Origin of the sequence: Burkholderia sp. 22PA0106, from assembly GCF_047497155.1 — a bacterium.
Lineage (GTDB): Bacteria > Pseudomonadota > Gammaproteobacteria > Burkholderiales > Burkholderiaceae > Burkholderia.
The window spans coordinates 922,578-946,765 of sequence record NZ_CP163162.1 but is presented as its reverse complement, the minus strand read 5'-3'; the positions used below and the strand labels follow the sequence as shown (position 1 = coordinate 946,765).

The 24,188-nt window shown below is 67.1% G+C and carries 24 protein-coding genes; 12 read left to right on the top strand and 12 right to left on the bottom strand.

Annotated features, from left to right (window positions below; all coding sequences use genetic code 11):
* Positions 1 to 26 precede the first annotated feature (26 nt).
* On the top strand, positions 27 to 1,064 hold the full coding sequence (locus AB4850_RS04125; protein ID WP_414441334.1) for an AraC family transcriptional regulator: 1,038 nt from the start codon (positions 27 to 29) through the stop codon (positions 1,062 to 1,064).
* A 96-nt stretch (positions 1,065 to 1,160) separates the two neighbouring features.
* Here the strand turns inward: AB4850_RS04125 and AB4850_RS04120 are convergent, their stop codons facing one another.
* Positions 1,161 to 1,409 carry a hypothetical protein gene (locus tag AB4850_RS04120; RefSeq protein WP_414441954.1) on the bottom strand — a complete coding sequence of 83 codons (249 nt, stop codon included), beginning with the start codon at positions 1,407 to 1,409 and terminating at the stop codon, positions 1,161 to 1,163.
* Here AB4850_RS04120 and AB4850_RS04115 point away from each other — a divergent pair.
* Positions 1,351 to 1,506 (top strand): hypothetical protein, encoded by a 156-nt coding sequence (locus AB4850_RS04115; protein WP_414442053.1) that lies wholly within the window; start codon positions 1,351 to 1,353, stop codon positions 1,504 to 1,506. The two genes, AB4850_RS04120 and AB4850_RS04115, sit on opposite strands and share 59 nt — an antisense overlap.
* A gap of 270 nt (positions 1,507 to 1,776) precedes the next feature.
* On the opposite strand, the gene AB4850_RS04110 is transcribed toward AB4850_RS04115, so the two are convergent.
* A complete protein-coding gene (locus tag AB4850_RS04110; RefSeq protein WP_414441333.1) occupies positions 1,777 to 2,214 on the bottom strand; it encodes a TIGR02594 family protein in 438 nt (145 codons plus the stop codon).
* Between the two features lie 443 nt (positions 2,215 to 2,657).
* On the opposite strand from AB4850_RS04110, the gene AB4850_RS04105 reads away from it, so the two are divergent.
* Both AB4850_RS04105 and AB4850_RS04100 read left to right on the top strand, forming a co-directional pair.
* Positions 2,658 to 3,959 carry an NCS2 family permease gene (locus AB4850_RS04105; protein WP_414441332.1) on the top strand — a complete coding sequence of 434 codons (1,302 nt, stop codon included), beginning with the start codon at positions 2,658 to 2,660 and terminating at the stop codon, positions 3,957 to 3,959.
* Positions 3,960 to 4,057: 98 nt separating this feature from the next.
* Positions 4,058 to 4,705 (top strand): transglycosylase SLT domain-containing protein, encoded by a 648-nt coding sequence (locus AB4850_RS04100; protein WP_414441331.1) that lies wholly within the window; start codon positions 4,058 to 4,060, stop codon positions 4,703 to 4,705.
* A 90-nt stretch (positions 4,706 to 4,795) separates the two neighbouring features.
* On the opposite strand, the gene AB4850_RS04095 is transcribed toward AB4850_RS04100, so the two are convergent.
* Complete coding sequence (locus AB4850_RS04095) at positions 4,796 to 5,083, bottom strand: DUF1488 domain-containing protein (RefSeq protein WP_414441330.1); 288 nt, start codon at positions 5,081 to 5,083, stop codon at positions 4,796 to 4,798.
* Positions 5,084 to 5,544: 461 nt separating this feature from the next.
* Here AB4850_RS04095 and AB4850_RS04090 point away from each other — a divergent pair, with 461 nt between their 5' ends.
* The 6 genes from AB4850_RS04090 to AB4850_RS04065 all read left to right on the top strand — a co-directional run bounded on the left by AB4850_RS04090 (position 5,545) and on the right by AB4850_RS04065 (position 11,095).
* A complete protein-coding gene (locus tag AB4850_RS04090) occupies positions 5,545 to 7,491 on the top strand; it encodes a sigma-54-dependent Fis family transcriptional regulator (RefSeq protein ID WP_414441329.1) in 1,947 nt (648 codons plus the stop codon).
* Between the two features lie 67 nt (positions 7,492 to 7,558).
* Complete coding sequence (locus AB4850_RS04085) at positions 7,559 to 7,867, top strand: 2Fe-2S iron-sulfur cluster-binding protein (protein WP_414441328.1); 309 nt, start codon at positions 7,559 to 7,561, stop codon at positions 7,865 to 7,867.
* Between the two features lie 89 nt (positions 7,868 to 7,956).
* Positions 7,957 to 9,210, top strand: coding sequence for an NAD(P)/FAD-dependent oxidoreductase (locus AB4850_RS04080; RefSeq protein WP_414441327.1), 1,254 nt, complete (start codon positions 7,957 to 7,959; stop codon positions 9,208 to 9,210).
* A gap of 317 nt (positions 9,211 to 9,527) precedes the next feature.
* The gene (locus AB4850_RS04075; RefSeq protein ID WP_414441326.1) at positions 9,528 to 9,773 is read left to right on the top strand and encodes a hypothetical protein; all 246 of its coding nucleotides are present in this window, start codon (positions 9,528 to 9,530) and stop codon (positions 9,771 to 9,773) included.
* Positions 9,774 to 10,086: 313 nt separating this feature from the next.
* Positions 10,087 to 10,377, top strand: a complete 291-nt coding sequence (locus AB4850_RS04070; protein WP_414441325.1) for a DUF3331 domain-containing protein — start codon at positions 10,087 to 10,089, stop codon at positions 10,375 to 10,377.
* A gap of 406 nt (positions 10,378 to 10,783) precedes the next feature.
* Positions 10,784 to 11,095, top strand: coding sequence for a DUF4148 domain-containing protein (locus tag AB4850_RS04065; protein ID WP_414441324.1), 312 nt, complete (start codon positions 10,784 to 10,786; stop codon positions 11,093 to 11,095).
* A gap of 646 nt (positions 11,096 to 11,741) precedes the next feature.
* On the opposite strand, the gene AB4850_RS04060 is transcribed toward AB4850_RS04065, so the two are convergent.
* The 6 genes from AB4850_RS04060 to AB4850_RS04035 all read right to left on the bottom strand — a co-directional run bounded on the left by AB4850_RS04060 (position 11,742) and on the right by AB4850_RS04035 (position 17,803).
* A complete protein-coding gene (locus AB4850_RS04060; protein ID WP_414441323.1) occupies positions 11,742 to 12,713 on the bottom strand; it encodes an alpha/beta hydrolase in 972 nt (323 codons plus the stop codon).
* A gap of 2 nt (positions 12,714 to 12,715) precedes the next feature.
* The gene (locus AB4850_RS04055; RefSeq protein ID WP_414441322.1) at positions 12,716 to 13,201 is read right to left on the bottom strand and encodes a thioesterase family protein; all 486 of its coding nucleotides are present in this window, start codon (positions 13,199 to 13,201) and stop codon (positions 12,716 to 12,718) included.
* A gap of 2 nt (positions 13,202 to 13,203) precedes the next feature.
* A complete protein-coding gene (locus AB4850_RS04050) occupies positions 13,204 to 14,169 on the bottom strand; it encodes an L-carnitine dehydrogenase (protein ID WP_414441321.1) in 966 nt (321 codons plus the stop codon).
* 66 nt (positions 14,170 to 14,235) lie between these two features.
* Positions 14,236 to 15,165 (bottom strand): 3-keto-5-aminohexanoate cleavage protein, encoded by a 930-nt coding sequence (locus tag AB4850_RS04045; RefSeq protein ID WP_414441320.1) that lies wholly within the window; start codon positions 15,163 to 15,165, stop codon positions 14,236 to 14,238.
* Positions 15,166 to 15,214: 49 nt separating this feature from the next.
* Positions 15,215 to 16,165, bottom strand: coding sequence for a choline ABC transporter substrate-binding protein (locus AB4850_RS04040; protein ID WP_414441319.1), 951 nt, complete (start codon positions 16,163 to 16,165; stop codon positions 15,215 to 15,217).
* 501 nt (positions 16,166 to 16,666) lie between these two features.
* Positions 16,667 to 17,803, bottom strand: a complete 1,137-nt coding sequence (locus tag AB4850_RS04035; RefSeq protein WP_414441318.1) for a porin — start codon at positions 17,801 to 17,803, stop codon at positions 16,667 to 16,669.
* A 269-nt stretch (positions 17,804 to 18,072) separates the two neighbouring features.
* On the opposite strand from AB4850_RS04035, the gene AB4850_RS04030 reads away from it, so the two are divergent.
* Entirely contained in the window at positions 18,073 to 19,017 is a 945-nt protein-coding gene (locus tag AB4850_RS04030; protein WP_414441317.1) for a GlxA family transcriptional regulator, read from the top strand.
* 104 nt (positions 19,018 to 19,121) lie between these two features.
* Here AB4850_RS04030 and AB4850_RS04025 read toward each other — a convergent pair whose 3' ends face one another.
* The 3 genes from AB4850_RS04025 to betC form a co-directional block, all read right to left on the bottom strand.
* Positions 19,122 to 20,267, bottom strand: coding sequence for a porin (locus AB4850_RS04025; protein WP_414441316.1), 1,146 nt, complete (start codon positions 20,265 to 20,267; stop codon positions 19,122 to 19,124).
* A gap of 244 nt (positions 20,268 to 20,511) precedes the next feature.
* Positions 20,512 to 21,486 (bottom strand): choline ABC transporter substrate-binding protein, encoded by a 975-nt coding sequence (gene choX / locus AB4850_RS04020; RefSeq protein ID WP_414441315.1) that lies wholly within the window; start codon positions 21,484 to 21,486, stop codon positions 20,512 to 20,514.
* A 38-nt stretch (positions 21,487 to 21,524) separates the two neighbouring features.
* Positions 21,525 to 23,060 (bottom strand): choline-sulfatase, encoded by a 1,536-nt coding sequence (betC, locus tag AB4850_RS04015; protein ID WP_414441314.1) that lies wholly within the window; start codon positions 23,058 to 23,060, stop codon positions 21,525 to 21,527.
* 209 nt (positions 23,061 to 23,269) lie between these two features.
* Here betC and AB4850_RS04010 point away from each other — a divergent pair, with 209 nt between their 5' ends.
* Entirely contained in the window at positions 23,270 to 24,184 is a 915-nt protein-coding gene (locus AB4850_RS04010; protein ID WP_414441953.1) for a choline sulfate utilization transcriptional regulator, read from the top strand.
* Positions 24,185 to 24,188: the final 4 nt, after the last annotated feature.

Sequence of the window (24,188 nt, the reverse complement as noted above, 5' to 3'; positions counted from 1 at the left end):
GTGCCGCCGCAGCGCGCCGCGCTCGCATGAAAACCAACGACAAGGGAACCGTTTCCGTCCGCCTCGTGGCCACCAGCCTCGCGCTGGCGCGCCGGCGCGGCGCCGATCCCGAGGCCTTGCTCGCGCAGGCCGGCATCGCGCCGGGCCTGCTCGGCGCGCCCGACGCCCACGTGGGTGCGCGCCAGTACGGCGCGCTCTGGAACGCGATCGCGCGCACGCTCGACGATGAATTCTTCGGACAGGATTCGCACCCGATGCGCAGCGGCGCGTTCGTGGCGATGAGCGAGGCCGCGCTCGGTGCGCGCACCGGCATGGGCGGGCTGTCGCGTGCGCTGAACATGATGCGCTGCGTGCTCGACGATCTGCATGCCGAACTGGAGGTGGATGCCACGCGCGTGCGGCTGCGCTTCGTGCATCGGGACGCCGAGGCACGGCCGCCCGCGTTCGTCTATGCGACGTTCTTCATCCTCGTCTACGGGCTGACCTGCTGGCTGATCGGGCGGCGCATTCCGGTGCTGACCGCATGCCTGCGCAGCCCCGCCCCCGAGGTGCCGCGCGATTACCGGCAAATATTCTGCGACGACCTGCGGTTCGATTCGCCCGACGCCTACGTCGATCTCGACCCGGCCTTCGCCACGCTGCCCGTGGTGCAAACGCCGCCTTCGCTGAAAACGTTCCTGCGCAATGCGCCGGGCAATTTCATCGTCAAGTACCGCAACCCCGATTCCTTGGCGAGCCGCGTGCGCGCCGTGCTGCGCGCCACCGCGCCGGCCGACTGGCCCGACGCGGCCAGCCTCGCCGCGCGCCTGCACGTGGCCGAGGCGACGCTGCGGCGCAAGCTGCGCCACGAGGGCGCGTCGTATCAGGAAATCAAGGATGCGCTGCGCTACGAGATCGCCTGCGTGGCGCTGGCCGACCCCACACTGACCGTTGCCGACGTGGCGACCGCCGCCGGCTTCGCGGAGCCGAGCGCGTTCTATCGGGCGTTTCGAGGATGGAGCGGATTGAGCCCGGCCGCGTATCGCGAGCGCGAACGGGATGCCGATGCGGGCGGGGCGGAATGAGGGAGGTTTACCGCGAACGCGGCGAGGAATAGCAAGCAGTCTTGAAGAAAACGCGGTTCGCGCCGCTGGACGACGCAAACCGCGCTACATGGGCACTCAAGTGCTGGCCGCCAGACGGGGGCCGCGTGCGACGCCCGATGGAGCAGGCTCCGGAGTTTGCGCCGTGGTGCCGACCCACGGGTCGATGCCCTGCTTCTGCACTTCCTCGAGAAACGACACGCGTGTGCGCCAATAATTGGCCTGCGTCTTCGCATCGATCACGCGCTGTTCGGCCGTGAACAATTCCATGCGTGCCGTCACGAGCATCGAAGCGGCGGATTTCTCGGGAGTGGGGGCGTGCCGCATTGCCCAACGACTGATCAAGTTCATCATGCTGACCTCCGTATCGACCGTTGAATTCGAACGGGAAGCCGGGCTGTGGTCACCCGGCGAATACCGGTAGTGCTTGTGGCCGAGCCTGAATTCCAGGTACGGCACCGTTTAACCCACCGCCCTATCGTAGTGTCCCAGCCCGATTAGCGCGATAGCACCTTGCAATCTTTTACATCCTGAACCCGTTTTTTACGGGGGTTTCAAACGAGGATTTCGCGCGCCACGCGTTGCACGGCAAGGCTTCGCTGCGAATTTAACCGCGCTCGACGGCGGCGTATGTGCGATACGGAGCATTTCGGCGGTGTGCCGCGATGTGCAATATGCACAATCGCGGTGCACCCTACCCGCCCACCGGCCAGCGATACCCCAGCAACGAGGCGCCGTCATAAGCCAGTTCCCGCACCCTCCCCAACTGATTGCCGCCGAACAACACGATCGCCTCGCCCTCATGGCGCAGATAGAAGCCGACATGCCCTTTCCAGCTTGCCGGATCGTCGCGCGTCAGCACCACGATGCAGCCATAGCGCGGCGTATCGAGCGGCCGCCCCCAGTCGAGCCACGAACGCGCGAGCGCCGAGCCGGTGCCGGCCAGGCCCGCGCGTGCGATGCACCAGTTCGCGAACGACGAGCACCACGACACCTTGTCGTCGTAGCCCACGAGATTCGTCACGCCGTTGTATTCGACGATGCGCGGGTGGCTGCTTCCCGGGCCATGACGCGTCACGCCGGCTTCGGCGAGCGCGATCGGCATCCACGGCGGCAGATCGGAATGGTTCATCGCATCGCCCCGCTGCCGGAATTCGCTTCATTTCGATATGGTTGCGTGCACAACGGATAGGCACGCGTTCGACGCCACGGCGCAAGCAATGAAATTGAAAGATTCGATGCCTCGGCAGACGATCCGCCGCTCGACAGAAAAGGCCGTTGCAATAATGCGGCGCATCGTTGCGGCAAGCCACGCATTCGCGTCGCGGCATGATGGTTGGGCATGAGCTCTCAGGTATTTTGGCGACGTATCGTATGACGCGCGTATCGCCGCGCAGGCGGGGCGGGCGCGCCGCCATCGTAACGCTCCCCGGCGCTCGCCCGCAACGGCAATAGGCGCGCGGCCGCACTGCGTTTACAATCGCGGCCGCCAAGCGCGCGGCGGCACTGCCCGCGCCGCCCCGAACACACGATACGTCGAGCACCGACACGACCACCGACCGGAGAAGCCACTTCATGGACTCGATCAAACGGTATTTCGGCTTCCAGGAAGCCGGAACCGACCTGCGCACGGAACTGCTCGCGGGCGTCACCACCTTCCTGACGATGGCGTACATCATCTTCGTGAACCCGGCGATCCTCGGCGATGCGGGCATGCCGAAGGAATCGGTGTTCGTCGCGACCTGCATCGTGGCCGCGCTCGCGTCGCTGATCATGGGCCTCTACGCGAACTACCCGGTGGCCTGCGCGCCGGGCATGGGCCTGAACGCCTACTTCGCCTACGCGGTCGTCAAAGGCATGGGCTTCACCTGGGAGGCGGCGCTCGGCGCGGTGTTCATCTCGGGCTGCCTGTTCCTGATCGTCACGTTGCTGCGCGTGCGCGAGGCCATCATCAACGGCATCCCGAAGACGCTGCGCGTGGCGATCACGGCCGGCATCGGCCTGTTCCTCGGCATCATCTCGCTGAAGACGGCGGGCGTGATCACCGGCAGCCCCGCCACGCTCGTCACGCTCGGCAATCTGCACGAACCCACCACGCTGCTCGCGATCGTCGGCTTCTTCGTGATCGTCACGCTCGACGCGCTGCGCGTGCGCGGCGCGATCCTGATCGGCATCGTCGCGGTCACCGTCCTGTCGTTCTTCTTCGGCGGCAATCAATTCCACGGCATCTTTTCCGCGCCGCCGTCGATCTCGCCAACACTATTCAAGCTCGACATCAAGGCCGCGCTGTCGACCGGCGTGATCAACGTGATCCTGGTGTTCTTCCTGGTCGAGTTGTTCGACGCCACCGGCACGCTGATGGGCGTGGCGAACCGCGCGGGCCTGCTCGTCAACGGCAAGATGCACCGCCTGAACAAGGCGCTGCTGGCCGACAGCACGGCGATCGTGGCGGGCTCCTTGCTCGGCACCTCGTCCACCACGGCCTATATCGAAAGCGCCTCGGGCGTGCAGGCGGGCGGGCGCACCGGCATGACGGCCGTGACGGTCGCCGTGCTGTTCCTGGCCTGCCTGTTCATCGCGCCGCTGGCCGGCGTGGTGCCCGCCTACGCCACCGCGCCGGCGCTGCTCTACGTGTCCTGCCTGATGCTGCGCGACATGGTGGACGTGCCCTGGGACGACGCCACCGAAGCCGTGCCGGCCGCGCTCACCGCGCTGCTGATGCCGTTCACCTACTCGATCGCGAACGGCGTGGCGTTCGGCTTCATCGCCTACGCCGGCCTCAAGCTGCTGACGGGCCGCGCGAAACAGGTCAAGCCGGTGGTCTGGATCATCGCCGTGGTGTTCCTGTTCCGCTACTTCTACCTGGGCGCGGATTGACGCGCACGGCAGCCGGCGGCATCGGCGTTTCGGAGCACTATGCCGGCGCGGGCGCAGGTCGATATACTGTGCGCCCCGGTTTCGATTCCCCGAGAGCCATGCGGCAGCTCACCTGTTCGATCGTTCTCCTGTTGGGCTGCGCATGCACGGCGTCGGCCGCGCTGGCCGCTGCTTCGGCCGATGGCGCGGTGGCGGCCTCGTTTTCGCAACTGGCCTCGGCCCCGGCCGCGCCCGCCTCGGGCCTGCTGCTCGATGCCGAAGCGCCCGCCCCGCACGGCCCCGTCTCCACGTATCTGATCCGCAAGTTCGGCGTCGCCAAGCAGAAGGCGCAGCAAATCTCCGACGCCGTCACGCTCGCCTCCGCCAAGTATTCGCTGCCGCCGGCCGTGCTGCTCGCGATCATCTCGATCGAGTCGCGCTTCCGGGAAAAGGCCAAGGGTGCGAACGGCGCGACCGGGCTCATGCAGGTCGTGCCGTCGGTACATCGCGGGCTGGTGCGCAATCAGGATCTGACCGAACCCACCACCAACATCAAGATCGGCTCGGCGATTCTCTACGGTTACATGCAGGGCGCGAACGGCGATCTCGACGTCGCGATGCGCCGCTACGGCGGCTCTCAGGCCTATGCGCAGAAAATTCGCGTGCGGGCCGCGGAATTCAATCGTGCGCTCGATACCGATGCGCAGCCCGACGCTCCCGCCTCGGAAGCGGAAACGCGACACGGCTTCTCCCGCGCACGGCCGTAAGCACCCCGCGCGGCACGACTATTCTCTCGCAATCCTGAATAACGAATGGCGATGAAGGCGAGCGCCGGTTTCCGGCCCCCGCCCGCTCGATCAGCGCAGGTTCGCCTCGTGGAAGCGCACGTAACCGCTGCGCAGCGTCACGCATTGCGCACGCGTATCGGCCAGCAGCCGGCGCGCGGCCGCTTCGATGCGCGGACGATGATTCGCGAAGGCGCCGAGCATGTCCTCGGAACGCGCCGAGGCCGCGCCGAAATGCGACTCCAGCGCCTCGGCGGTAATCTCGCAACATACCCGCTCGCCATCCACCATCGCCGCGAATAACAAAGTCAGTTCAGGCCCCGAGTATTCGGGGGCTTCGTTCGGGAAGAGGATCTGCATGGAGCGCCTTTGTCGTGACGAGAATGCAAAAGGCCGCGCACACCATTGCGGGCCGGGCGGCCGGGGCGAGCGCGGAACGGTCGGCAGGGTGGCGCGCGGCGGAAGGCGCGCAGGAGATCGAGCCGGTTGCCTTTCACTGTAGACGCTATGCGCGCACACGCAAGGACTGACGGGACAAACCCCGATGCCGCGCTGCCGGCATGTGCCACGCCCGCGGTTTTCAACAGCCGCTGACGAATTCACGCCCCCGTTCGCTATCGTTTTGCACTGCGCAACAAACCAGGCCACCCGTCCACCCCGAGCGCCGTGCAGCCGCGCTCGATCGGCTTGCCGCGCCGCCGCAGCGGCGAATCGCGGTCGCGCACGCCGGGTGGCGCTTGTATCATGGCGCGAGCGGCGTGCTGCACGGCGCCCATCGAACAAGGATCGGAGCGCCGCCGACGCTTCGCTGGAGACACGACATGCCGCAATCCTCCATGCTGCCCGCCACGGTCAGCCGACTCGACGTCATCGCGCAGGCGCACGCTCGCTCGGCCTCGATCGGCCTGCGCGCCGCCGACCGGCCCGACTACACGCCGCTGTCGGCGCACGCGCTGCGCGAGCTGATCGACGGCAGCCGCTCGCTTTACACGCTCGCGCGCCCGGTGATGGACGCGCTGCATGCCCAGATCGCCGATACCCAAAGCCTCGTACTCCTGACCGATCATGACGGCATGATCCTGCACAGCATCGGCGACGCCGATTTCGTCGCCAAGGCGAACCGCGTGGCGCTGCGCCCCGGCGCGTCGTGGGCCGAAACCGCGCGCGGCACCAATGCGATCGGCACCGCGCTGGCCTCGCGCCAGGCCGTGACCGTGCACGGCGACGAACATTTCCTGCGCGCCAATCATGTGCTGTCCTGCTCGTGCGCGCCGATCGTCGATCCGTTCGGCCGCTTGCTCGGCGCGCTCGACGTCAGCGGCGACCCGCGCGGCTTCGGCCCGCACACGCTCGCGCTGGTCAGGATGTCGGCACAACTGATCGAAAACCACCTGTTTTCCAGCACCTGCGACGCCGCGTTGCGCGTGCATTTCCACGCGCATGCCGAATTCGTCGATTCGCTGTTCGGCGGTCTCGCCGCGTTCGGCGCCGACGGCAACCTGCTCGCGGCCAACCGCAGCGCGCTGTTCCAGTTCGGTACATCGCTCGATGCGTTGCAGGAGCGAAGCTGCGATGAGTTGTTCGGTATCTCGTTCGCGCAACTGGCCGACCGGGCCGCACGCGATCCGGGCGCGACCGTCGCGCTGACACTGCAGACCGGCGTGCGCGTGCTGGCGCGCTGCGAGCAGGCACAGGCACGCCGCACCGGCGACCGAGTCGCCGCGCGCACGGCCTCCGTTGCCGTGCCGCCAACCTCCGAATCCGCAGTGAAACCGGCCGTGCCTGATGCCAACGCCGATGCCGACGCGATCACCCTCGCCGCGCTCGACACCGGCGACGCGCGCATGGCAGCGATCCTGCAACGTGTCGCGAAAATCCGCGGGCGCGACCTGCCCGTGCTGATCCTCGGCGAAACCGGTACCGGCAAGGAATGGCTGGCGCGCGCGCTGCACGACGACTCGCCGCGCCGCGACGGCCCGTTCGTCGCCGTCAACTGCGCCGCGCTGCCCGATTCGCTGATCGAGGCCGAGCTGTTCGGCTATGAGGACGGCGCGTTCACCGGCGCGCGCCGGCGCGGCAGCCCCGGCCGCATCGTGCAGGCCGACGGCGGCACGCTGTTCCTCGACGAGATCGGCGACATGCCGCCGGCCCAGCAAGTGCGGCTGATGCGGGTGCTGCAGGAGCGTGCGGTGGTGCCGCTCGGCAGCGGCCGCGCCGTGCCGGTGGACGTACGGATCGTGTGTGCGACGCACCGCGACCTGCGCGCGATGATCGCCGACCAGCGCTTTCGCGACGATCTCTATTACCGCATCAACGGGCTGGCCGTCACGCTGCCGCCGCTCGCGCAGCGCACCGATCTGCCCGAACTGGTGCGGCGCGTGCTGGCCCGCCTCGCCCGCGCCGACGCCGTGCCGTCGCGCGTCTCGGACGCCGTGCTGGCCGCATTCGCGCGCTGCCGCTGGCCCGGCAACCTGCGGCAGATGACGAACGTGCTGCGCACGGCCGGCATGCTCGCCGACGATGCGCCCGAGATCGGCCTCGACCATCTGCCCGAGGATTTCTGGCTCGACTGCCCCGACGGCGCAGCCGAGTGGGCCACCTCGCCGGCCGCGTGCGCCTCCGCCACCACGCTCGACGCGCAGCAGGCCTCGCTGATCGACTGCACGCTCGCGCGCCATCAGGGCAACGTGTCCGCCGCCGCGCGCGAGCTGGGCCTTGCGCGCAATACCGTCTATCGGCATCTGCGGCGGCGGCGCGGCGACGCCTGACCCCCGGGGCAAGCCACGCCGCGCTTCGGGTATGCTGGCGGGCTCGCCTCCCGTTCGCCCGCCCCCGATGACCGAATCCGAACGCCCGTTCCGCGTCCGCGTCGAACCGCTCGGCGCGAGTTTCGACGCGCCCGGCTCGCTGTCGCTGCTCGAAGCCGCCGGCTTCGAGGGGCTGTCGCTGCCGCGCTCGTGCCGCAACGGCGTATGCCGAGCCTGCCTGTGCCGGATGGTCAGCGGCAGCGTGACGTACCGCGTCGAATGGCCCGGCGTGACGCGCGAGGAACGCGCGCAAGGCTGGATTCTGCCGTGCGTGGCGGTGGCCGCTTCGGATCTGGTGATCGAATACTCAGCCGATACGGACTTCTCCCCGCGTTAGCCCATGATTCGGGTTCCTGACGATTACGAGCCGGCTCGGCTCGCCTCCGCTCACGCCGCGTTCAACACCTTCATCGCCCAAGTCGCCTTATGGATTTCGACGTCATCGTGCTCGGCGCCGGCATCGTCGGCGTATCGGCCGCTCAACATCTGCAGGATCGCGGCCGGCGCGTCGCGCTGATCGACCGGCAGGCGCCGGGGCTCGGCACGAGCTTCGGCAATGCCGGGTTGATCGAGCGCTCGTCGGTCATGCCGTATGCGTTCCCGCGCAACCCGCTGGCGCTGATGCGTTACGCGACGAACCGCGCCACCGCGCTGTACTGGCATCCGCGCTCGCTGCCCGCTTACGCGCCGTGGCTGCTGCGTTTCTGGCACGAATCGGCGCCGGCCCGGCACGCCGCGGCCGCACGCGACATGCGTCCGCTGATCGAGCGCAGCGTCGACGAACACGACGCGTTGGCCGCGCGCAGCCCCGAAGCCGCCGCGCTGATTCGCGGCAGCGGCTGGCTCGAAGCGTTCCGCTCGCCGCACGCGCTCGACCATGGCATCGCGGAAGCCGCCGGCCTGGCGCGCACGCACGGCCTGCGCCACGTGGTGCTGGACGCCGCCGCGCTGCGTGCGCAGGAGCCGTCGCTGCGCGCGGGCTTCGCGGGCGCGATTCACTGGCTCGATCCGAAAGCCGTGTCGAATCCCGGCGCGCTGGTCGCGGCCTATGCCGGCTTGTTCGAACGAGAAGGCGGCCGGTTCCTGCTCGGCGATGCCGCCACGCTCGCGCGCATCGACGGCGGCTGGCGCATCACGACGGCCGACGGCGACACCACTGCGCGCGAGGTCGTGATCGCGCTCGGCCCCTGGTCGGACAGCGTATTCGCGCGTTTCGGCTACCGCATCCCGCTGCGCGACAAGCGCGGCTATCACATGCACTACGCACCGCCGTCGGACACGCCGCGCCTGTCCGCACCGGTTGTCGACATCGAACACGGCTACGTGATCGCGCCGATGCAGCGCGGCCTGCGGCTCACGACCGGCATCGAACTGGCGCGGCGCTCGCTGCCGCCCACCGGCATCCAGCTCGCCCGCGCCGAACGCCTCGCGCGCCCGGCGTTCGGCCTCGGCGAGCGGCTCGACGATGCGCCGTGGCTCGGCTTGCGTCCGTGCACGCCGGACATGCGGCCGGTGATCGGCGCGGCCCCGCATCATCCGGGCATGTGGTTCGCGTTCGGTCACAACCATCACGGCCTGACGCTCGGGCCGATCACGGGGCGGCTGCTCGCACAGGCCATCTGCGGAGAACGCCCGGATGTCGATCTCACGCCGTTCGATGCGGCCCGCTTCGCACGCTGAGCACGGAATTCGTGCACGCCATTCGAAAACCCATTCGGCCGTGCCGATTATCGGATCGAATGGCCCATTACCCGATCCTCAGAATTTCCTCAGGAATAGCCGTAAATCTGCAACGCAGTGTTTAAGGATTTATCTTATTCGGCATGCTCCGATCGGCGAAATCGCATTCCTCCGACATTTCTGACGAAATCGCCATGTTGGCGTCACGCTGCTATCGGCGTGCACCGTGCATCATGGCGTCTGTCCGGAGATGCACGGCACCCGGCGCGGCGAATTTGCCCGCGCGTTGCCGACGGTCCATGAGGAGCCCGAACAAGATGCGCAAGCCAGGAATGGTCGCCGCAGCGTGCGTGCTGCTAGCCTTCGCATCGTCCGCCCATGCGGCGGACGGCGCCTCGCAAGCCCCGTCGCAGCCCGTTTCCGCCGCAGCCAAGCCAGGCAGCGAGCAAAGCGGCGCCGAGCCATCCGGATACGGTGCACAGCCGCGCATGACGGCCGAAGCAGGAAAACGGGCGCAAGACCCGTTCACGATCAACGGCCGATCGATGTACGACGTGCACTGAACCGTCTCCAAGGGCGAGCCACCTCAGCACGGGATTCACCCCAGGCGTCTATGCGAGTAAGAAGCCTGCCGTGCCGCTCGTTCTTTTTTCCACCCCGGATCCCCTCCGGGGTTTTTTCTTTGTGCGCCCACAAACCTGCCGATCGATTGTTTCTAAATTGGCAAAATGTAATTCGATCCAGACAGGATGTTTTTTCTTGCCGAGGGCGCTTACATTTAGCCCCAGATTCTCATTGGAAACCGCTACGGAATCGACAAAACGCAGTTGCAAATACTGCCTAGGCCGATACCGCACGAGCTTTAGGAAACGGCAAATGAAGTCTTCCAAATCGATGCCCCTGCGCGATCCCGCCGACGTTCACGTCGAAATTCTCGAACAATCGGACACGTTGCTGGTCGTTCGTTGGGTCGAACCCGGCCGCTGCCACTACGGCGAACAGCGCTGGCGCCGCCGCTTCGCGCAACGCACGGGCACGTGCGCACTGTCACGCGAAGTGATCCAGCGCGGCGACGAAGTGTTTCGTCCTGCCGAGCGTCCGGCGCCTGCGAATGCGGGCGCCATGATCTCCGCCTCGCAGGTGCTCGGCCTGCACAGCGGCAAGTAAGGCCGAAACATCGCGCCGCGATACATTCGCGGCGTTTTCTTTTTGTGCTCGCCAGTCGGCGGCGCACGATGCTTAGGTGTGCCTGCTTGTTATGTGCGTGGCCGCACCGAGCACTTCAAATCCCCCTCCCTGCTTTTTCCTACGCGCGCACGCGCGACCCGCACGCCGGCGCGCGATGCTTCGCATGGCTGTGCGGCCGCGATTTGCACCGCGCCGCCACGACGCTTCCATCGTTGCGATCCACACATTCATCAGACCATTTCCGCCCCGCGATTTTATCGATTTAAGCAACGATCTATGATCAAAACCAGTATTTACCCTAGGTGATCCGAGGTCTACGATTCACATCAACCGCTGACGACAAAACGCCGCAAGCGGACATACCAGATAAAATTTCGGAGGTTGTATGAATAAGCTCATCGCCGCAGTTGTTGCCGCTACCGCCCTGACCGCTTCGGTTGCCGCATTCGCCCAAACCGCCCAGAACGGCCCTGTGACCCGCGCCGAAGTGCGTGCGCAACTGGTCCAGCTCGAGAAGGCCGGTTATCATCCGGGCGTCGCAAGCCCGTACTACCCGGAAGACATCCAGGCCGCGGAAGCCCGCGTGGCAGGCCCGGACACGAGCGGTTACGGTTCGCAGGCAGCCCCGGTGGTCCATTCGGGCAGCCCGGCGGCCACGGTTACGCCGGCTCACGATTCGATCTACTACGGTCACTAAGCAGCAAGCTCCGGGGTTGCCCGTACGGCAGCCTCGCTTCGGCAACGAGTCCGGCAACGGACTCGTCGCCGTTTTCAGGCCCCAAACCTCCGCCGTCCCGTCAGGGAAGGCTTAGCCCGGGCGCCTGGCGTCCGGGCCTTTTTTCGATCCTGGCGCAAGCTTGATCTGCCCACCGGACGATCGAAGCGGCCTGAATCTTTGTTGTTTACGTTGCAACAATCCGTTTCCTGGAACGTGACGGTGACGCGCCGCAATATCGGCTTCAAACCTGGCCTGCGCGCCCCGCTCCATGAAACACAGCAGTCCTGAACGGCCGCTCTCTTCCCGAGATCGGCCGTTTTTCTTTGGTGGACGAGAAAGGCAGCAGTGGCGTTCGCGAGCCGGGGTGCACTAAAAGAGCGCCTACTCGGATTTACGAATTGAAAGACATCCTTAGGTTTCCTATACTCCAAGCCGCATCCGACTCGTGCCAATGGACAGGATGCGACTCAACCTCGGTCCGATGCTGGTCCGAGGTATTTTTTTATGCGCTTTCGTGTGCGCTTGCGTCGACCACGTCGATGCCGGTCAGGAACGATTCGATGGCCGCCGCCAACGCCTCGGTGCACGTCGGCCGCGACAAGAAGCGCGCCGGCAAGCCGCCACCCTATTTCACTCGTTCGGAATCCGCATCGATCCGCTCGCGCAGAAATGCGCACACGGCACGATGCATGCGCGCCGCGCCGGGGCTGACATCGAGCGCGCGCCAGCAACCGTGCACCATGCCCTCGGCCAGCACGAAGCGCGCATTTCCTCCCGCCGCACGGATCGTCTCGACATACACACGCGCGTCGTCGCGCAGCGGATCGCGCTCCGCGCCGATCGCCAGCACCGGCGGCAAACCGTCGAAACGCCCGGCCAGCAACGGCACGGTGCCCGGCGGCGGCGAAACCGGCGCCGCCGCGGCCCCATCCGCCGATCCCCAGTACCACTGACGATAACTGCGCACATCGGCGAGCGTCAGCATCGGCGCATCGGCCTCGCTTTCTCGCGCCGGCAGTTGCGGCTCCAGCCCGAGCATCGGATAGACAAGCGCGACGCCCGCGATCCGCGCGCCGAACCACGCCGCCACGCTGGCCGCCAACGTGCCGCCGGCGCTGTCGCCGGCCAGCGCGATCGGCTGCCCGGCGGGAAGATCGAACGGCAGGCGGCCGTCGAGCGCCGCCTGGGTGACGGCGCGCACGTCGTCGTGCGCGGCCGGCGCGCCATGTTCGGGCGCCAGCCGGTAATCGACGGCGATCACGTCGACACCCGCATCGGCCGCCAGCCGCGCCGCAATCGATTGATGGCTGGCCAGCGAACCGAGCACGAAGCCGCCACCGTGAAAAAACAGCACCGCGCCGCGCGAAGCCTGCGCGAAGCGATAACGCCGCAACCCGATACGGTGCCCGGCCGGCGCGACGAACACGGCATCCTCCGTCATTACGCCGCTCGGCAACCGCGCCGGCGTCCAGCGCGCGGCGAAACGCTCGTAGCCGTCGCGCAGCGCCGCAACTGATACCGCGCGCGGATCGCCGCCATCACCGCCCTCGGCCGCCACCCGCGCGACGAACGCGGCAATTTCCGCTTCGAGCGCCATCGTCAGCGCGGCGCCGGCAGGCCGATCACGCGCCCGGCCCAGGCCGGCGCCGGCATCTCGCGCTGCAAGCCGTGCAGGTCGACAAGCCGCGCGTGCACGTCGGCATCGAACGGCGCGGATTTCGGCCCGCGCGTATCGATGTGCATCAACATCTGCTCGCTGGCCGACACCGCACCGTCCACGCCGTCCGCAAACATCTCCATATACAGATGGATGCGCTTCGCATCGACCGCCAGCACGCGTGCATCGACACGCACCGCCGTGCCGAGCTTGATCTCCTGCAGGTAGTTCACATGCGCTTCCAGCGTGTAGATCGAGCGCGAGCGCGCCTGCCGCGCCGCCGCGTCGAGGCCGATCCGATCGATCAGCGCATCGGTGGCGAAGCTGAAGATCAGCAGATAGAACGCATCGCGCAAATGCCCGTTGTAATCGACCCATTCCTCGCGCACCACGTCGCGGTGAATCGTCAGCGCGGTTTCGGTGGGCATCGTCAATCCTCGTAGCGCATGCCGTGACGCGCCTTCACGCGGGCGATCGCCTCGATCACCTCGCTAATGCAGTCGTCGCGATAGCGTTCGAGCGCCTGGATGCTGCGCTCGCCCTGCTGCTCGGTGGTGCCTTCCACCACGCGGTCGATCAGCTCGTCGGTCAACGTCGGCGCGACGAGCTTGGTCCACGGCAGTTCGAGCGCCGGCCCGAACTGCTTCATGAAGTGGCGCATGCCCGCGTCGCCGCCGGCCAGCGTGTAGGTCAGGAACGTGCCCATGAACGACCAGCGGATGCCCGCGCCGAAGCGGATCGCATCGTCGATCTCGCCCGTGGTGGCCACGCCTTCGTTGACCAGATGCAGCGCCTCGCGCCACAGCGCTTCGAGCAGGCGGTCGGCGATGAAGCCCGGCACTTCCTTGCGCACCTTGAGCGGACGCATGCCCAGCGACGCGTAGATGGCGATCGCCGCGTCCACCGCTTCGCTCGAAGTCCGCTCGCCGCCGAGCACTTCGACCAGCGGCAGCAGATAGACGGGGTTGAACGGATGGCCGACCACGCAGCGTTCCGGGTTGGTTGCGCGCGCATAGAAATCGGTAGGCAGCAGCCCCGAAGTGGACGACGCGATGATCGCGCCGGGCTTGGCCGCGCGGCTGATCTGCTCGTGCAGTTCGAGCTTCAGCGCCTCGCGCTCGGGCGCGCTTTCCTGGATGAAATCGGCGTCGGCCACGGCCGCCTCGATGGTCGGCACGAAGCGCAGCCGCTCGACCGACGCGCCCGGCTTCAGGCCGACGCGCTCCAGCGCGGGCCACGCGTTGGCGAGCTTGGCGCGCAGTTGCGCCTCGGCGCCGGGCGCCGGGTCCCACACGACCACGTCGAGCCCGTTCGCCAGCGCACGCGCCACCCAGCCGCCGCCGATCACGCCGGTGCCGATCGCGGCGAAGGTCTTGATGTCGGTGATCACAGTCATGAAACGTCCTTGGTTTTCCTGAATATCCGGCGAGGCGGCGCGCATGCCGCCTCACGCCATGTCATGTCACGCGAATTCGGCGATCGCGCGCCGTTCGAGCGGGCGTTGGCCGCGCGGCGGCAGGCCGAGCTTGACGCGCCCCTCGGCCGGCGTCAGCACGCGCGCGCCGAGCCGCTCGATGATTTCGCGCGCGCGCTGCACGAGCGAGCCGTTCGAGGCCGGCACGCCGCGATCGAGCCAGATGTTGTCTTCGAGCCCCACGCGCACATGGCCGCCCAGCAGCATCGCCTGCGCCACCATCGGCATCTGCATCCGGCCGATGCCGAAGCCGGCCCAGTGCGCGCCCGGCGGCATGTTGTCGACCATCGATTTCAGCGTGCCGGTGTCGGCCGGCGCGCCCCACGGAATGCCCATGCATAGCTGGAACAGCGGCGGCTCGTCGAGCAGGCCTTCCTTGAGCAACTGCTTGGCGAACCACAGGTGGCCGGTGTCGAAGATCTCCAGCTCGGGCTTCACGCCAAGCTGCTGGATTCGCTTCGCGCCGGCACGCAACTGGGCCGGCGTGGACACGTAGATGTAATCGCCGTCGCCGAAATTGAGCGTGCCGCAATCGAGCGTGCAGATCTCGGGCAGCAGTTCCTCCACATGCACGAGGCGCGTCAGGCCGCCGACCAGGTCGGTGCCCTGGCCGAACTGCATCGGCGCTTCGCCCGCGCCGATCTCCAGGTCCCCGCCCATGCCGGCCGTCAGGTTGATGATCACGTCGACGTCGGCCGAGCGAATGCGGTCCACCACCTCGCGGTAGAGGTTCGGATCGCGGCTGCCGCGCCCGGTTTGCGGATCGCGCACATGGCAGTGCGCGACGGTGGCGCCGGCCTTGGCGGCTTCGATCGCGGCCTCGGCGATCTGCTTCGGCGTGACCGGAATCGCCGGATGCTTGCCGACCGTATCGCCCGCGCCCGTCACGGCGCAGGTCACTATCACTTCGTGGTTCATTGCGTTTGCCTCGTTGCTTGCAGTGTAGGAGTGGCGCGCGGCGCGCCGGTCACAGGCCGAGCGCCGCCTTCACGGTCGCGAGACCGTCCTTGCCGTCGTAGCTCTTCACGCCCGCGAGCCAGCCGTCCAGCACCTGCGGGTGCTTGCGGATGTAATCCTTGGCCGAGTCGGCCGGGCGCGTCTTGTTCACCACGGCCAACATCAGTTGGTTCTCCATGTCGGTGGTGAAGCGCAGGTTCGACACGAGCCTGCCCGCGTTCGGGCAGCGCTCGGCATAGCCGTTCGAGGTCAGCGTGTAGACGCGCGCCTCGCCGTAGTTCGGGCCGAACGACGCGTCGCCGCCCGACAGGTAGTTCATCTGCAACTGGATGTTCATCGGGTGCGGTTCCCAGCCGAGGAACACCACCCATTTCTTGGCGCGCACCGCGCGCTCCACCGTCACCAGCATGCCGGCCTCGCTCGATTCGACCAGCTTGAAGCCGCCGAGCCCGTACTGGTTGGTGTCGATCATCTTCTGGATGGTCGCGTTCGCGCTGCTGCCCGGCTCGATGCCGTAGATCTTCCCGTCGAGTTCCTCGCGATGCTTGGCGATATCGTCGAAAGTCTTCAGGCCGGCCTGGAATTCGTAGGCCGGCACCGCGAGCGTGGCCTTCGCGCCCGACAGGTTCGGCGTGTCGAGCACCGTGATCGACTTCGCATCGAGGAACGGCTGGAGCTGCTTCTGCTGCACCGGCCACCAGTAGCCGAGCGACACGTCGATCTGTTTGGCCTTCAGGCCTGCGAACGAAATCGGCACCGACGAGATCGTGGTGCTGGGCTTGTAGCCGAGCGACTCGAACAACATGGAGGCGAGCGCCGTGGTGGACGTGATGTCGGTCCAGCCGATATCGGAGAACCGCACCGTGCGGCACGCGTCGGAATCCTGGGCAAACGACGGCAACGGCAACGCAGATGCCGCGGCCAATGCCGCAACCAGCGCGAGGGTCTTGCACGACTTCATGTTGGCTCCCTGTTCGGCGGTGTCTCGCAGGCGATTGATAGAGGAACGACGAGGCCTGCACCGTGGATGAAAAAATAACGGGCCATATTCGGCGCAAGGCGACCGGCCGCGACGTTTTGTTGACTGTCAGCGACCTTCAGTGGAAACCATGATGGCGAGAGCGCGCGCCCGCATGACGGGGCTCGGGAAGACGATCGCGCGGCGGCGGGCTTGACCCGATGCGGCGTGGCGCGAAATGACCGGGCAGCCGGCGCACGACGTTCGCAAGCGCGAACGTAAAAAAACCCGCCCGAAACGAATCGGGCGGGCAAATGGACTCACCCGAATCGACGAGTGAAGGCGTGCGCGGCAACCACCGCCAGCGTACTGCCGGCTTTCGGCCGTGGTTGCAGAACGCCCTCGCGCCGGCATCCGGCACACCGTGAGTCCGCTCGGAGGCGGGCCGGGCTGCGCCGGCCGCGAAACGCGTGTCGAACGTCAGGACTGCATCGCAAGCACGGCTTAGAAGCGCGTCAGCATGCCGACCGCGCCCATCACCTGATTGCCCGTGGTGGAGGCGCCGCCGGCGTTGTACAGCATCGCGACGTTCTTGTTGCCGGTGGCGTGCTGATACATCGCCTCGGCATACAGTTCGGTGCGCTTGGACAGCGCATAGCGCGCGATCGCGTTGACCTGATTCCACTTCGGATCGGCGCCATAGGCGGTCGCGCCGCTCAGGTGCGCATCGGTGTACGTGTAGGACAGGCCCGCGCGCAGGGCCGGCGTGAACTGAACCATCCCATTCACTTCGTAGTTGTCGAAGCGCGCGCCGCCGTTGTTCAGACCGAATGCGCCGGTGCCCTGGTATTGGGCGTGCGAATAGACGAAGCCGAGCGTGGCGGGGCCGAATGCGTAATTGATGCCGGCGGCCACGCTGCGCTGCACGTCCGAGGTCAGGCCGCCCTTCACTTCGGCCTGATCGACCGCGCCGGCCGTGTTGGCGAACGCGGCGCCGTTGCGCGTGCCCGAGCCGTTGGTCTGCAGGTAGCCGGCCGCGGCGGCGAGCGGGCCGTTGCTGTAGCTCGCACCAACGCTGTAGGCGCGGCTCGTTGCGAAGTTCGTGCTGTTGCTGAACGCGTACATGCCGCCGAACTTGAAGCCGCCGTAGTTGACGCTGGTGAACTTCGCCGCGTTGTTGAAGCGCACGCTGTGCTGCAGGTTGTCGTTGTCGTACGGGTGCGCGAAGCCCGAATCGCCGAACGTGCCGGCCGTGCCCGACAGCGGCGAAACGAAATCGACCACGTCGTCGTACTGGCGGCCGAGCGTCAGCGTGCCGAACGCATTGCTGCTCAGGCCCACGTAGGCCTGGCGGCCGAACATGCGGCCGTTTTGGCCAAGCTGGCCGTTGTTGACGTTGAAGCCGTTCTCGAGCACGAACACCGCCTTGAGGCCGCCGCCGAGATCTTCCGAGCCGCGCACGCCGAAGCGGCTGCCGCTGATGTTTCCGCTCGCGAACGCGACGCGGCCGCTGCCGCCCACGTTGTTGGTGTAGGCGATGCCGGCGTCGACGAGGCCGTACAACGTGACCGAGCTTTGAGCGTGGGCCGAGGCTGCTGCGAACGTCGTCACGCATGCGGCCGCGATGGAGATTTTTTTCACCTGAGACTCCGGTTCTGTAGAAACGCTGGGTTGAGACGCCGGCGAGTATAGAAACGGAGGCCCCGGAGAATGTGCGCGCGCAGCCGCAAGCTTCCTTCCGGAAATTGGAAGAATCCGATCATCAAACTGAAATATTCGGCGGCTGCGTGGGGCCGGCCGGCACCACCCGCCCTATTCGAGGACTGCGAACGATCGATACGCCGCCTTTTCGATTCGCGCACACTCGCCTCTATAATCGAGCGCGCCCCACACGACCCCACCGCCCGCCCATGCCGGAAACCTTTCATTTTCTGTTGCTACCCAGCTTCTCCGCGCTCGGTTGCATGTCGGCGATCGAGCCGCTGCGCGTCGCGAACCGCTTCCGCCCGGATCTCTATCGCTGGCAATTGCTGAGCATGGACGGTGCGCCGGTGGTCGCCAGCAACGGCGTGGCGCTGAACGCCGACGCGCCGTTCGGCGAGATCGGCCACACCAGCACCGTGTTCGTGATCGCGGGCTTCGAGCCGCTGGCGCGCTACACGCGCACGCTCGGCGATTGGCTGCGCCGCCAGCATCACGGCGGCGCGACGATCGGCGCGATCGATACCGGCAGCTTCGTGCTGGCCGAGGCGGGCCTGTTCGATCCCACCCACACGCTGACGCTGCACTGGGAAGCGCTGGCCGCATTCCGCGAGCGCTACCCGCGCCTGAACGCCACGCAGGAATTGTTCGAGACGGGCGACCGGCGCATCACCTGCGCGGGCGGCATCGCGTCGATCGACATGATGCTCGACCTGATCGGCCGCCGGCACGGCGCGGATCTGGCCGCCAGCATTTCGGAGCAGTTCGTGGTGGGCCGCATCCGCCAGCACTCGGATCGGCAACGGCTGGAAATCGCCGCGCGCTACGGCGTGCACAACCGCAAGCTGATCCAGGTGATCGGCGCGATGGAACGGCACACCGAAACGCCGCTGTCCTCGGATGCATTGGCGCAGGACGTCGGCATCACGCGGCGCCAGCTCGAACGCCTGTTCAGCGCGATCCTCGACGACACGCCGGCGCGCTTCTACATGCAGTTGCGGCTCGACCGCGCGCGCGAGCTGCTGCAGCAGACCGACATGACGATCACGGCGATCTGCGTGGCCTGCGGCTTCGAATCGCCGTCGCATTTCTCGCGCAGCTACCGCACGCGCTTCGGCGCCAGCCCGCGCGACGACCGGCAGGTGCAGCGTTAGCAGCCAGCGATCCACAGGATTCCGAACCGATGAAAGCCAACGGGCCGGCATGACGCGATTGGCGTCATGCCGGCCCGTTTCGTATTGCGACGTGTGCCGCGCGATCAGAACGAGTGGCGCATCCCGATCCGCACGTCGGCCTGCGTCTGCGTGGTGGACGGCGTGAAGCTGTAGCCGATCACCGCATTGACGCCGTTGGAGGCGCGCAGGTAGTCGCCCGACAGATACACGTCGGTGCGCTTGGACAGCAGGTAGTGCACGCCGGCCGAACCCTGGTTCCAGTGATGGCCCTCGAAGCGCGTGTGCTGATAGCCGCCGATCACGCTGAGGGCCGGCGTCAGTTGATACGTCGCGCCGCCTTCGTACACCTGCATGTGCGAGCTTTGGCCGAAGCCCTTGATGGTGGTGTACGTGAAGTTGCCGATCAGCGACACCTTGCCGATCGTGTAGCTCGCGCCGACGCCGAGCGTGCCCTGCTTGTCGATGTTCATCGGCGTGCTGGAGAACAGGTCGGTCACCGCGCCCGTGGCCGGATCGACGCTGACGGTCGGCCGGCCGAGGAACGTCTTGGTGCCGATCATCGCGTACGGGTCGAACGCATAGATGCCGTTCGGGTTGTTCAATTGCGTGTAGGCCACGCCGGTCGAGAAGTTGCCGTTCGCATAGCTGCCGCCCAGGCTGAACGCGCTGTTCTGGTGGAAGTTGCCCGACACGTTGCCGAACGAATACATGCCGCCCACCTTGAAGCCGCCGAACGTGTTCGACAGGAACTTGATCGCGTTCGGCAGGCGGTCGCCGTTGAAGCGGTCGAAGTCGCCCTGGTGGATCGCGTAGCCGCTGGCCCACGCCGACACGTTGGTCAGATAGACCATCTCCTCGGTCATGTCGAGCTGGTCGCCCAACGACAGCGTGCCCCAATCGTTCTGGAGTCCGACATAAGCCTGACGGCCGAACAGCGCGCCGCCGAAACCGAGCTGGCCATTGCTCAGATGGAAACCGCTTTCGAGCACGAACACCGCCTTCAGGCCGCCGCCGAGATCCTCGACGCCCTTGAAGCCGATCCGGTTGCCGTAGGACACGCCGTCGTCGAACTTGAAGACATGCGCGCCGCCCGAATTGCTCACGTAGGTGACACCGGCATCGAGAATGCCGTACAGCGTGACGCTGCTCTGCGCATGACTCGCGGACGACACGCCTGCCAGTGCCAGCGCGGCGGCGCCGGCTGCGGCAATTTTCTTTCTTTTAATCATTGTGGCAACCCCAAACCTGCATTCCTGTTGGAAGAATGACTCGCGCACGCACGAGCCCTACGTCTTGCATGAAACCGGGTATCGCTTGCGCGGCCATCGTGGTTGTTGTGAAGGTGCGGCCGCGTGAAGGAAAAAATACAAACCCAATTTATGGGCGACACGTCCATGAACGACCACAAATGGCCTGTCAGCGACCGCTGCTGATAAACCCTGAATGCGGCGGCCGCACCGGACGAGCGTCACCTCACAGGCCGAGCGCGCCCTTGGCGGCCGGCAACGCGGGCGCGCCGCTCGCGGTGGTCACGCCGTCGAGCCAGGTGCCGAGCAGGTCCGGATGGGCATGCAGCGCGCGCTTCGCGGCGTCGGCGGGCGAGAGCTTGTCGAGCAGCATCGAGGCGATCATCGCGTTCTCCAGGTCGACGTTGAACGTGATCTGCCTGAACAGGCGGCCGAGATTCGGGCACTGGTTCGCATAGCCGCTGCGCGACACGGTATTGACGGTCGCGCCGCCGTAGTCGGGGCCGAAGTAGGCATCGCCGCCCGACAGGTAGACCGGATGGAATTTGGTGTTCATCAGGTGCGGCTCCCAGGCCAGGAACACGATCCACTTGTGATCGCGTTCGGCGCGTTCCACCTGGGTCAGCATGCCCGTCTCGCTCGATTCGACCAGCGACCAGTTCGCACTGCCGAGCGCCTTGTCGGCGATCATCCGCTTGATGTTCTGGTTGGCCGGCGCACCCGGCTCGATGCCGTAGATGCGGCCTTCGAAGCGGTCGGCGTACTTGGCGAGATCGGCGAACGAGTGCACGCCGGCCGCGGCCACGTAGTCGGGCACCGCCAGCGTGAACTTGGCATGGGTCAGGTTCGCGTGCAGCACGTCGATCGATTTCTCGTCGACGAACGGCTTCACGAGCGGCCCTTGCGCCGGCATCCAGTTGCCGAGGAACACGTCCACCTGCCCTTTCTTGAGGCCCTGGAACGTGATCGGCACCGACAGGTTCGCGACGCGCGGGTGGTAGCCGAGCGCGTCGAGCACGGCGCCCGTCATGGCATTGGTGGCGTCGATGTCGGTCCAGCCCGGCGCGGCCATGCGCACGTCGCCGCACGACGCCGGATCGGCGGCCTGCGCCGCGCCGGCAAACGCGAGCGCGAGGCTCGCGGCGAGCAGGCTGCGCTGCAATGCGCGCGCCGGTCCTGCAATGCGAAGGGGTCGTTTCATTGCTTGTATTCCCGTGTGGATGGAAGGTGTGCCGGCGTTCAGCGTTGCGGGCGCGGGTAGCGCGCCATCGCTTCGAGCGTGTCGAGTTCGATGTGGTTGCGCATGTAGCGCTGGCTGGCGTCCTGCATCGGCTGCCAGTCCCACGACTGGATGCGGCCCTGCGTGGTGGCCGCGAAGTGGAAGCGGCGGCGGCGCTGGCTGGCCAGCACGTCGGCGTGGATCGCGTCGAGGTTCCAGCGTCGCGCCACCTCGGCGCGGAACGCCGCCACATGGTCACGCAGCGCCGGGTCGGCCGCGAGGTTGGTCAGTTCGTGCGGGTCGTCCTTCAAGTTGAACAACTGGTCGGGATCGACCGGCGTGTGGATGAATTTCCAGTCGCCGCGCCGGATCATCACGATCGGCGCGATCGCGCCTTCGGCCAGGAATTCGCCGATCGCCTCGTCGTGGCCGCCTGCGCCGCTCAGGTGCGGCACCAGGCTCTGGCCGTCGATCGCGTCGGGCCATTCGGCCGGCGCACCGCCGGTGGCGAACTCCACGAGCGTGGGCAGCAGGTCGAGATGCGAGACGGACGCCGACACGCGCGAGGCCGCGAACCTTCCCGGCGCATTGACGATCAACGGCACGCGGCAGCCGCCCTCGAAGAACGTCATCTTGTACCAGAGGCCGCGCTCGCCGAGCATGTCGCCGTGGTCCGCCGTCACGATCACGATCGTATCGTCGGCGAACCCGCAGGCTTCGAGCGTACTCATGACCGCGCCGAATTGCGCGTCGGCATAGCTGGTCGAGCCGTAATAGGCGCGGCGCGCGGCGCGGATCTGCGCCTCGCTGGGCGGCGTGCGGTCGATCTCGCTGACGCCGCGCAGCCGCCGCGAGTGCGGGTCGCTCTCGTCGAAGCCGAGCGTGACGGCCGGCATCGGCACGTCCTCGTCGCGGTAAAGGTCCCAATACTCGCGCGTGATTGCGTAGGGATCATGAGGATGCGTCAGCGACATGACCAGGCAGAACGGACGCGTGTCCGTGCCCATCTCCTTCTCGCGCGCCAGATCGTAGAGCTTCTGGCGCGTGGCGAACGTCACTTCGTCGTCGAAATCGAGCTGGTTGGTGCGCACGCACGGGCCGGCGTCGAGCACCGAGCTCATGTTGTGATACCAGCTCGGGCGGTCGGCCGGCTGGGTCCAGTCGGGCACCCAGCCGAAATCGGCCGGGTAGATATCGGTGGTCAGGCGCTCCTCGAAACCGTGCAGTTGATCCGGCCCGCAGAAGTGCATCTTGCCGGCCAGCGCCGTGCGGTAGCCGGCCGCGCGCAGGTAATGCGCGAACGTGAGCGTCTGGGCCGGCAGCTCGGCGGCGTTGTCGTAGGCGCCGATCGCGGCCGGCAGCTTGCCCGCCATGAACGAGAAGCGCGACGGTGCGCACAGCGGGCTCGCGCAGTAGGCGGACTCGAACACCACCCCGCCGGCGGCCAGCCGATCGATGGTCGGCGTGATCGCGCCACGGTGCCCGTAGGAGGACAGCGCGAACGGCGTCAGTTGATCAGCCATCAAGATAAGGATATTCGGCTTCGTGTTAAGCATTGCGAATTGACTGAATTAGAATCGACGGGATCGCGCCGCCGCCGGCAGCGTCGGGTAAGCCCTGAGCTTCGCCCCACTCGCCACGGCGCGGCGCGGCTGACTTCACTGTCGCCGGCCGGAATCGCGCGGGGAAGATGTCGAATGCTTATGGGCCATCAGAGGTGCTTATGTCAGACGGGCTTCCGGGGCGAGCCGAGCGCTTGCCGCCGATGCAGGCGCTGTCCGCGTTCGAATCCGCGGCGCGCCTCGCCAGCTTCACGGCAGCCGCGCGCGAGCTGGGCTCCACCCAGCCGGCCGTCAGCCAGCGCGTGGTGCAGTTGGAGGAAGCGCTCGGCACGCCGCTGTTCGACCGCGGCCATCGCGGCGTGACGCTGACCGAGGACGGCGAGCGGCTGTTCGAGGCGGTGCGCCAGAGCCTCGACACGCTGCGCTGCGCCACTGCCGACATTCGCGAGCGCCGCACGCGCGGCGCGCTGACGCTGGTGACCGATGTCGGGTTCGCGACCTACTGGCTGATGCCGCGCCTGTCGAAGCTGAAGGAGGAAATGCCCGATGTGGACGTGCGCGTGGTCACCGCCCAGCACGCCGATCTGCAACGCGATCACGCCGACGTGGCGATCCTGTTCGGCGACGGCGACTGGCCGTCGTGCACCTCCACGCGGCTGTTCGAGGAATCGGTCACGCCGGTGTGCTCGCCGGCCTTCCTGGCGAGCCACGGCCCGATCGCCGCGCCGGCCGATCTGCTGACGCGCCCGCTGCTGCACGTGCAGCCCACCCGCCCCGAGCGCTGGCTGGCGTGGCAGGGCTGGTTCGGCGCGCATGGCCTGATCGCGCCGCCCGAGCCGCACGGGCTGACGTTCAACAGTTATGCGCTGGTGGTGCACGCCGCGCTGATGAACCAGGGCATCGCGCTCGGCTGGTCGCCGCTCGTCGACCAGCTCGTGCAGGATGGGCAACTGGTGCGCTGCGTGGACGCCACCGTCGTCACCTCGCGCGGCTACTTCCTGGTGCGCCCGCCGTCGCGGCCCGAGGCGCCGGCCGTCGGCCGCTTCCGCCGCTGGCTGTTCGACCGCTGCCGCGAAGCCAACGCCGGCGAGCGCGCCGTGCTGGCCGCCGGCATCTGAGCCG

Excerpts from the sequence above, each read along its gene's own strand:
- AB4850_RS04125 (WP_414441334.1), top strand. The coding sequence starts at position 27 with ATGAAAACCAACGACAAGGGAACCGTTTCCGTCCGCCTCGTGGCCACC.
- AB4850_RS04115 (WP_414442053.1), top strand. The coding sequence starts at position 1,351 with ATGCGTGCCGTCACGAGCATCGAAGCGGCGGATTTCTCGGGAGTGGGG.
- AB4850_RS04120 (WP_414441954.1), bottom strand. The coding sequence starts at position 1,409 with ATGCGGCACGCCCCCACTCCCGAGAAATCCGCCGCTTCGATGCTCGTG.
- AB4850_RS04110 (WP_414441333.1), bottom strand. The coding sequence starts at position 2,214 with ATGAACCATTCCGATCTGCCGCCGTGGATGCCGATCGCGCTCGCCGAA.
- AB4850_RS04105 (WP_414441332.1), top strand. The coding sequence starts at position 2,658 with ATGGACTCGATCAAACGGTATTTCGGCTTCCAGGAAGCCGGAACCGAC.
- AB4850_RS04100 (WP_414441331.1), top strand. The coding sequence starts at position 4,058 with ATGCGGCAGCTCACCTGTTCGATCGTTCTCCTGTTGGGCTGCGCATGC.
- AB4850_RS04095 (WP_414441330.1), bottom strand. The coding sequence starts at position 5,083 with ATGCAGATCCTCTTCCCGAACGAAGCCCCCGAATACTCGGGGCCTGAA.
- AB4850_RS04090 (WP_414441329.1), top strand. The coding sequence starts at position 5,545 with ATGCCGCAATCCTCCATGCTGCCCGCCACGGTCAGCCGACTCGACGTC.
- AB4850_RS04085 (WP_414441328.1), top strand. The coding sequence starts at position 7,559 with ATGACCGAATCCGAACGCCCGTTCCGCGTCCGCGTCGAACCGCTCGGC.
- AB4850_RS04080 (WP_414441327.1), top strand. The coding sequence starts at position 7,957 with ATGGATTTCGACGTCATCGTGCTCGGCGCCGGCATCGTCGGCGTATCG.
- AB4850_RS04075 (WP_414441326.1), top strand. The coding sequence starts at position 9,528 with ATGCGCAAGCCAGGAATGGTCGCCGCAGCGTGCGTGCTGCTAGCCTTC.
- AB4850_RS04070 (WP_414441325.1), top strand. The coding sequence starts at position 10,087 with ATGAAGTCTTCCAAATCGATGCCCCTGCGCGATCCCGCCGACGTTCAC.
- AB4850_RS04065 (WP_414441324.1), top strand. The coding sequence starts at position 10,784 with ATGAATAAGCTCATCGCCGCAGTTGTTGCCGCTACCGCCCTGACCGCT.
- AB4850_RS04060 (WP_414441323.1), bottom strand. The coding sequence starts at position 12,713 with ATGGCGCTCGAAGCGGAAATTGCCGCGTTCGTCGCGCGGGTGGCGGCC.
- AB4850_RS04055 (WP_414441322.1), bottom strand. The coding sequence starts at position 13,201 with ATGCCCACCGAAACCGCGCTGACGATTCACCGCGACGTGGTGCGCGAG.
- AB4850_RS04050 (WP_414441321.1), bottom strand. The coding sequence starts at position 14,169 with ATGACTGTGATCACCGACATCAAGACCTTCGCCGCGATCGGCACCGGC.
- AB4850_RS04045 (WP_414441320.1), bottom strand. The coding sequence starts at position 15,165 with ATGAACCACGAAGTGATAGTGACCTGCGCCGTGACGGGCGCGGGCGAT.
- AB4850_RS04040 (WP_414441319.1), bottom strand. The coding sequence starts at position 16,165 with ATGAAGTCGTGCAAGACCCTCGCGCTGGTTGCGGCATTGGCCGCGGCA.
- AB4850_RS04030 (WP_414441317.1), top strand. The coding sequence starts at position 18,073 with ATGCCGGAAACCTTTCATTTTCTGTTGCTACCCAGCTTCTCCGCGCTC.
- AB4850_RS04025 (WP_414441316.1), bottom strand. The coding sequence starts at position 20,267 with ATGATTAAAAGAAAGAAAATTGCCGCAGCCGGCGCCGCCGCGCTGGCA.
- choX (WP_414441315.1), bottom strand. The coding sequence starts at position 21,486 with ATGAAACGACCCCTTCGCATTGCAGGACCGGCGCGCGCATTGCAGCGC.
- betC (WP_414441314.1), bottom strand. The coding sequence starts at position 23,060 with ATGCTTAACACGAAGCCGAATATCCTTATCTTGATGGCTGATCAACTG.
- AB4850_RS04010 (WP_414441953.1), top strand. The coding sequence starts at position 23,270 with ATGCAGGCGCTGTCCGCGTTCGAATCCGCGGCGCGCCTCGCCAGCTTC.